The following is a 7,800-nucleotide window of genomic DNA, read 5'->3' as shown; positions in this document are numbered from 1 at the left end:
CATTGCTCAACCGCCGCGTGCACCGACAAACTTCATCGGATCCACGCAGGCCGCGTTACTCGGCCCTCCCGATGGGAGGGTCGTTCGCCTCTCTCCGAGGCGGAGTCGCGCGGCGTTTCCCCAAGGAGTATTCAGTCCTGAGGGCGGGAGAGCCACTCCGGGCGGGTCAGCCCGCCGTCACCGCCCGTCGGCGGCCCCCGGAACGGCGATGACGGTGTGGCCGGACCACCGAGCCGGGACCGGCAGGGCATCCACCACAACCGCCTGAAGATCGTCCAGGTCGGCCGGGTTCACCGCGTCCAGCCGGGCGCGCTCGGCGAACAGGTGGGTGACCCATTCGTCGGCGAGCGTCCCGGCGAGCTCGGCCCCGGGCTCGGCCAACACCATCGACGCCCCGACGCCGCCGGCGGCGATGGCCTCCAGCACGGCGAACGGATGGTCCACCGAACCGAACCGATAGGTCCGCGATTCGAAGGTCAGCCCGGCTTCACCGCGGATCCGGTCCACCAGAGCCGCCACCGCGTCGTAGCTGAGCGGCGGGCGGCCGGGGGCGGCGAAGGCGATGTCGTCGCCGCGCAGGGCTCGGGTGCGGTGCGCGTAGGTGACCGGCCGGGCGGATTCGGTGGCGATCTCGGCCGCCACGCCCGGATCGTCCAGGGCGAGCCAGTCGATACCGGGCGCCGCGACCGGGATTCCGGTCGTGAGACCCACCTTCACATCCAGGCCGCTCGGGGGCAGCCGGTCGAGGGCGGCCAGCGGCACCACGGCGGCACCGGCCTTGAGCACGGCCCAGGTGGCCACGGCCGATTCGACGCCCCGATCGAGCCGCATGGCCACGCCGGCGCCGGGCCCGCAGCCGCGTCCGATGAGGAAACGGGCCAGCCGTGAGGAGCGGGCGTCGAGATCGCGATAGGTGATCGCCTCCTCGCCCCACACCAGGGCCGGGCCGTCGGGATCGTCCTCGACCGTGACAGACAGCGACTGCGGCAGCGCGGTGCCGTGCACGGTGCCGGCCACCACCGGCGCGGGGGCGGGCGCGGGCAGGGCGCGCGCGGTCTCGGCCGGATCGAGCAGGTCGATATCGCCCACCGGCATATGCGAGTCGGCGGCCACCGCGGCCAGCAGGCGCAGCAGGCGCGCACCCAGGGCCTCGATGGTGGACTCGTCGAAAAGCTCGGTGGCATAGGACAACACGACGGCGAGGTCGCCGGGCGTGCCGTCGGCGGCGGGTGGGAGGGGCTCGACGCCGATCTGCACATCGAACTTGGCGGCCCCCAGGTCGGCGTCCACCCCGGAGACGGTCAGTCCCGGCAGTTCGAGCTCGGCCACCTCGTTGTTCTGGAGCGCCAGCACCACCTGCAGCAGCGGGTCGGTCCGGCCGCGGCCGGGCGCGACCGCCTCCACGACCCGCTCGAACGGCAGATCGGCATGCGCGAAAGCCGACAGATCGGTTTCGCGGGCGGCGGCCACCAGGTCGTCGAAGGAGGCGGCGGGGTCCACGGTCGTGCGCAGGGTGAGGGTATTGACGAACATGCCGACCAGGCCGTCCAGCACCCGTTCGCCGCGGCCCGCGACGGCGGTGCCGATGATGATGTCCGAGCTGCCCGACATGCGTGCCAGCAGGACCGCGACGGCCGCGTGCATCACCATGAACAGCGACGCGTTGTGCTGCCGCGCGATGCGATTCAGTTCGGTGTGGATCTCGCCCGGCACCACGTAGTCGACCAGCGCGCCCGCCATCGACGCGACCGCCGGGCGGGGTCGGTCCAGCGGCAGCGGCGTCCGCGCGGGCAGGTCGGCCAGCTGTTCGCGCCAGTACGCCAACTGTGCCGCGGCGGGCGAGTTCTCGTCGGTGTCGGAGCCGATCACGGCACGCTGCCAGAGCGCGAAGTCGGCGTACTGCACCGGTAGCGGAGCCCAGCCGGGGGCTTCGCCGGTGGCCCGCGCCAGGTAGGCGGTCATCAGATCGCGGGCCAGCGGTGCGAAGGACGCGCCGTCGGCGGCGATGTGATGGGCCACCAAGACCAGCAAGTAGTCGTCGGGCGCGTCCCCGGTGAGCAGGCGCATACGCACCGGAACCTGCCGCGCCACATCGAATCCGGTGCCGATGAGCTGCCGCACGCGTGCGCCGATATCGTGGGCGCGCTCCACCTCGAGCCCTTCGGGCAGCGCCTCGGCGACCGAGAGGACGTCCTGATAGGGTGCGCCGCCGGGACCGGATTCCGGGTAGCGGGTGCGCAGCACCTCGTGCCGGGTCAGCACATCCTCGACGGCGTGCCGCAGGGCGGGCACATCCAGCGCGCCGGTGAGGCGCAGGACCATCGGAATGTTGTAGGCCGGGGATTCCGGATCCAGCTGATTGAGCACCCACATGCGCTGCTGCGCAAGGGAAAGCGGCACCCGAGCTGGGCGCTCCCCCGCCACCAACGGCGGCCGCGCGCCCGTGGCGGTGCCGGGCACGATGCGCGCCGCCAAGCCGGAAACCGTTGCGGTCTCGAAGAGTTCGCGCACCGAGACGGTGGCGTCCAGCGCCTCGTTGATCCGCGCGGCCGCGCGGGTGGCGATGAGGGAGTTGCCGCCGAGTTCGAAGAAGTCGTCGTCCGCGCCCACCCGGTCGGCGCCGAGCAGGTCCGCGAAGACACCCGCCACGATCTCCTCGATCGGGGTCGAGGGCGCGCGAAAACGCTTGGCCTCGAAGATCGGAGCGGGCAAGGCGCGGCGGTCCAGCTTGCCGGAGGCATTGAGCGGGAACTCGTCCAGCACCACGATCGCGCTGGGCACCATATAACCCGGAAGCGTTCGCGCCAGTGCGGATTTCATCGCCCTGAGGTCGATATCGGCGGCCGGGTCGCGGACGACGTAGCCGACCAGCTGATCCCCCGTGTGCGCGTCGGCGCGCACCACCACGACCGACTGCGCCACACCCGGCTGAGCCAACAGCGCCGCCTCGATCTCACCCAGCTCGATACGCAGACCACGCAACTTCACCTGGAAATCAGTGCGCCCCAAATACTCCAGCTCGCCCGCCGCGTTCCACTTCACCAGATCGCCGGTGCGGTACATGCGCTCGCCGTAGCCGAAGGGGTTGCCCACGAAACGGTCGGCGGTCAGATCGGGGCGGGCCACATAACCCGTGGCCAGCTGGTCACCGGCCAGGTACAGCTCACCGGCGACGCCGGGCGCGACCGGTCGCAGCCGCGAATCCAACACGTAGACACGGGTATTGAAGACCGGACGCCCGATCGGCACCGACACGGTGTCAGCATCGGTCACCTCGTGATAAGTGACATCGACCGCCGCCTCGGTCGGACCATAAAGATTGTACAAACGCGCACCGGTCAACTCACGCAACCGCTGTGCTGTCGGCGCGGGCAGCCCCTCACCGGAGGCGAAGACTGTGTTCAATTTGCCTCCGCTGCGCTCCGGCGGATTCGCGGCGCTGAAAGTCTCGTTCTTCCCTCCCTCCGCTCCTCCGCTACGCTCCCCCGCTCCACTCGGTCCAGAACGAGCGCTCCGCCTCCCCGCGCTTGCGCCGCGAACCACCAAGGTTTCCGCACCCAATGCGGCAGTGAACACCGACAACATCGACGGCACGAAATGCACCGTCGTCACACCCTGCTCGGCGATCACCTGCGCCAGATACACCGGATCCCGATGCCCATCCGGCTTGGCGACCACCAACCGCGCACCGGTCTGCAACGGCCAGAAGAACTCCCACACCGACACATCGAACGTCGCCGGAGTCTTCTGCAACACCACGTCGGAGTAGCTCAGCCGGTGTTGGGCCTGCATCCAGACCAGGCGATTGACGATCGCGGCATGGCTGACGGCGACACCCTTGGGCTGTCCGGTCGAGCCCGAGGTGAACAGGACGTAAGCGGTGTGCGCCGGCCGCAGGAGTCGCGGCCGTTCGGCATTCGCGATCGGCCCGCTCGCCCAACGGCGCCGCGCCCGCTCCTCGGCGTCCTCGACGGCGAGGGTGGGGATGCCGCTCCCGTCGAAGCCCTCGCGCCGGGTGGTGAGTACCAGCGGCGGTCGGGCGGTGCCGAGAATGTGCGCGGTGCGGTCGACGGGTTGTTCCGGGTCCAGCGGCAGGTAGGCGGCCCCGGTCATGGCCACCGCGTACATGGCGACCACGAGTTCGGTGCAACGCCGGATGGCCAGGGCCACCGGGACCTCCGGGCCGACGCCGTAGCCGTCCATGAGCTCGCGAGCCAACCGGCGGGCGCGTTCGGCGAGTTCCCGATAGGTGAGGCGCTCATCCTCGAAGACCAGCGCCACCGCCTCGGGGGTGTCGGCGACCTGGGCCTCGAACATCGAAACCAGCGTCGGCGCATCGCCGCCCGGCAGGCCGACGACGGACGGCACGTCGAATCCGGTGGCGTTCCACTCGGTCAGGACGCGGCGGCACTCCTCGGCCGAGAGCAGCTCGAGGTCGCCGACGGGTGCGATCGGGTCGGCGGTGACCAGCTCCAGCACACGGGCGAAGCGCCGGGCGAAGGAGGCGATGGTCGGCTCGTCGAAAAGGTCCAGCGCATAGGAGAATTCGGCGGCCATCCCGGTGCCGTCGCCATGCTCGTCCACCGCTTCCTGCACGGTCAGCTGCAGGTCGAACTTGGCGAACGGCAGCTCCAGGTCGGTGCCGGCGACGGTGAGCCCAGGCAGCCGGAATTCGGCGGGCGCCAGGTTCTGGAACGACAGCATGACCTGGAACAGCGGATTGCGGGCCTGCGAGCGGGCCGGGTCCAGCAGATCCACCAGCCGCTCGAAGGGCACGTCGGCATGGCCGAAGGCGCGCACGTCGATGTCGCGCACCCGGTCCAGCAGATCGGCGAATCCGGCGGCCGGGTCGATGTCGGTGCGCAGCACGAGGGTATTGACGAACATGCCGATGAGGTCGTCGAGTTCGGCTTCGCCACGCCCGGCCACCGGGGTGCCGATGGCGATGTCACGGGTGCCGGACAGCGCGGCGAGCAGCACCGCGAGCGCCGCGTGCACCACCATGAACGTGGTGCCGTTGTGGCCGCGCGCCAGTCGGCGCACACCCGCGTACACATCGTCGGCGACGTCGAAGCGGAAGGTGCCGCCGCGATAGGAGGCGACCGGCGGCCGCGGCCGGTCCGACGGCAGCACCAGTTCGTCCGGCAGTCCGGCCAGGGTCTCGCGCCAGTAGGCGATCTGCCGTGCCAGCGACGAGTTCTCGTCGTCCTCCGCGCCGAGGGCCGCGCGCTGCCACAGCGTGTAGTCGGCGTACTGGACCGGCAGCGGCGCCCACCGCGGCACGGTCCCGGAGCTGCGGGACACATAGGCGGTCACCAGGTCCCGGGTGAGGGGGCCCATGGAGAAACCGTCGGCGCTGATGTGGTGCACCACGCCGACGAGGACCTGTTCACCGGGCCCGAGCCGCAGCACCCGCAGCCGGAGGGGCGGGGCCGCGGTGACGTCGAAGCCCGTGCCCGCGAGTTCCATGATGCGGGCGGTGAGTTGGTGGGCGGCGATGTCCTCGACCGGAAGCTCCGGCACAGCACGGTCGTCGGTGAGCGGCAGGACCTGCTGGTGACCCTCGCCGTCCACCTCCGGATAGACGGTGCGGAGCACCTCGTGCCGGTCCACCAGGTCGCGGACCGCGGCGCGCATGGCCTCGACATCGAGTTCGCCCGAGAGCCGCACCGCGAGCGGCACATTGTCGACCGCGCTGTCCGGGTAGAAGCGGTTGAGGAACCACATGCGCTGCTGGGCGTAGGACAGCGGAACGCGATCGGGCCGCGGCCCGGATACCAGTGCGGGGGTGTCGTTTTCCGCCCCGCCCTGACCGGTGAGCAGCCGAGCCAGGTCGGCCACCGTGGACGCCTCGAACAGCAGCCGCACCGGAACCCGCAGGCCCAGTGCCGTGCCGATGCGGGCCACGGCCTGGGTGGCGATCAGCGAGTTGCCGCCCAGTTCGAAGAAGTCGTCGTCGGAGCCGACGCGCAGCGGCTCCGCGCCCGGCGGGGTGAGCAGGCCCGAGAACACCTCGGCGACGGCGTGTTCGGCGGCGGTGGCGGGCGGTATGAAGGTCTTGGTGGTGAAGACAGGCTCGGGTAATCGCTCGCGATCGACCTTGCCGACCGGCGTCAGCGGAATCTCGTCGAGCGCCATGATGGCGGCGGGAACCATGTAGGCGGGCAGGGATTCTCCCGCGAAGCTCGCCAATTCCGCGACGTTCAGGGTTTTTCCGGGGCTCGCCAGCACGTAGGTGACCAATGCCGCGGCGCCGGTCGGCAGCGTGGTGCCGAGGGTGACCGCGAAATCCACATCCGGGTGGGCGGTGAAGGCGCTGTCGATCTCCCCGAGCTCGATGCGCAGGCCACGGATCTTGACCTGGAAATCGGTACGGCCATGGTGCTCGAAATTCCCGTTCTCCAGGCGTTTTACGAGGTCACCGGTCCGGTACAGCCGTTGCCCGGGCTCGCCGTACAGGCTGGCGACGAAACGTTCCGCGGTCAGCACGGGCCGGTTCAGATAGCCCTCGGCCAGCGCCGGACCCGCCAGATACAGCTCGCCGACCACACCGGGCGGCACCGGCCGCAGGCCGGCGTCCAGCACGTACGCGCCGATTCCGGGGAGCAGGGTGCCGATGTGCGTGCCACCGCCGGGCGGCAGTGCCGCGGTGCCGGTGGAGAGCGCGGTGACCTCGGTCGGCCCGTACTCGATGTAGAACTCGCGCTCGGGTGTGATCCAGCGATCGACGAGGGCGGGCGGCACCCGTTCGCCGCCGCACATGATGGCCCGGAGGTGCTGCGGCCCCGCCGGATCCAACGACTCCAGCACCGCCGGGGTGATGCAGACGTGGGTGACACGCTCCCGCGTCAGCAGGTCGGTGAGCTCCTGACCACCGAAGACGTCCGGCGGCACCACCACCAGGGTGGCCCCGGCGGTGAAGGCGTAGAGCATCTCCACGATGGAGAAGTCGAAGCTCGGGGTGGTCAGCTGGGTGATGCGCGAATCCCCGTCGACCGCACGGCTCTCCCGCCGGGCGGCCAGCCCGGCCAGCCCGGCGTGGGTGATGGCCACGCCCTTGGGCTTGCCGGTGGAGCCGGAGGTGTAGATGACGTAGGCCAGGTGCTGTTCGGTCAGCGGCCGGGTGCGGTCTGCGTAGGAGATGGGGTGGGCGGCCCGTGCCGCGATGCGCTCGGCCCGGGCGGGATCGTCGAGTTCGATCCAGTAGGCGGCCGTGCCCAGCCCGGGGCGGTAGGCCGCCAGGGTGACACCGAATTTCGCGCCGGAGTCGGTGAGCATGTGCTCGATCCGGTCGGACGGGTAGGTCGGATCCACCGGCAGGTAGGTGGCGCCGGTCTTCACGATGGCCCACATGGCCAGCACGGATTCCAGCGAGCGCGCGATGCCCATGGCCACCACGTCGCCAGGTCCGACGCCCAGGGCGATGAGCTCGCGGGCCACCCGCGAGGACTGCTCGTCGAGCTCCCGGTAGGTGAGTTCCCGCTGATCGGAAGGTTCTCCGGTGGGATTGAAGCTCAGGGCCACCGCGTCCCCCGCGGATTCGACCGCGGCGGTGAGCAGTTGACCGAAGAACGGGGCGCCGGAGCGGCGCCGTCGACTGCCACGGACCGATCTGCGAGTTGTATCCATCCGAGTTGTCCACCTCACAGGTCCAGCAGCCACACACGTCGAATCTCTTCGACTGCCCGGGCCCGACGAGACCGCCGCGCCCGGGCGAACCGGCACAGCATAGCCGCGCGACGCAGGTCCGGCGGCTCGAACCGTAGGCAGTATTGGACGCTCGGCCATGACGTTGTGGCA

General features: G+C 70.6%; 1 protein-coding gene. It reads right to left on the bottom strand.

All coding sequences use genetic code 11. The annotated features are described in order from the left end of the window. Positions 1-177: 177 nt before the first annotated feature. Entirely contained in the window at positions 178-7,629 is a 7,452-nt protein-coding gene (locus tag GLP40_RS01385) for a non-ribosomal peptide synthetase (protein ID WP_154785962.1), read from the bottom strand. Positions 7,630-7,800: the final 171 nt, after the last annotated feature.

Source organism: Nocardia aurantiaca, assembly GCF_009708175.1.
In the GTDB taxonomy this organism is placed as follows: Bacteria; Actinomycetota; Actinomycetes; order Mycobacteriales; family Mycobacteriaceae; genus Nocardia; species Nocardia aurantiaca.
This window is presented reverse-complemented; position numbering and strand designations above follow the sequence as displayed.

Bases quoted from the DNA above. Each gene is read 5' to 3' on its own strand.
- GLP40_RS01385 (WP_154785962.1), bottom strand. From the start codon at position 7,629: ATGGATACAACTCGCAGATCGGTCCGTGGCAGTCGACGGCGCCGCTCC.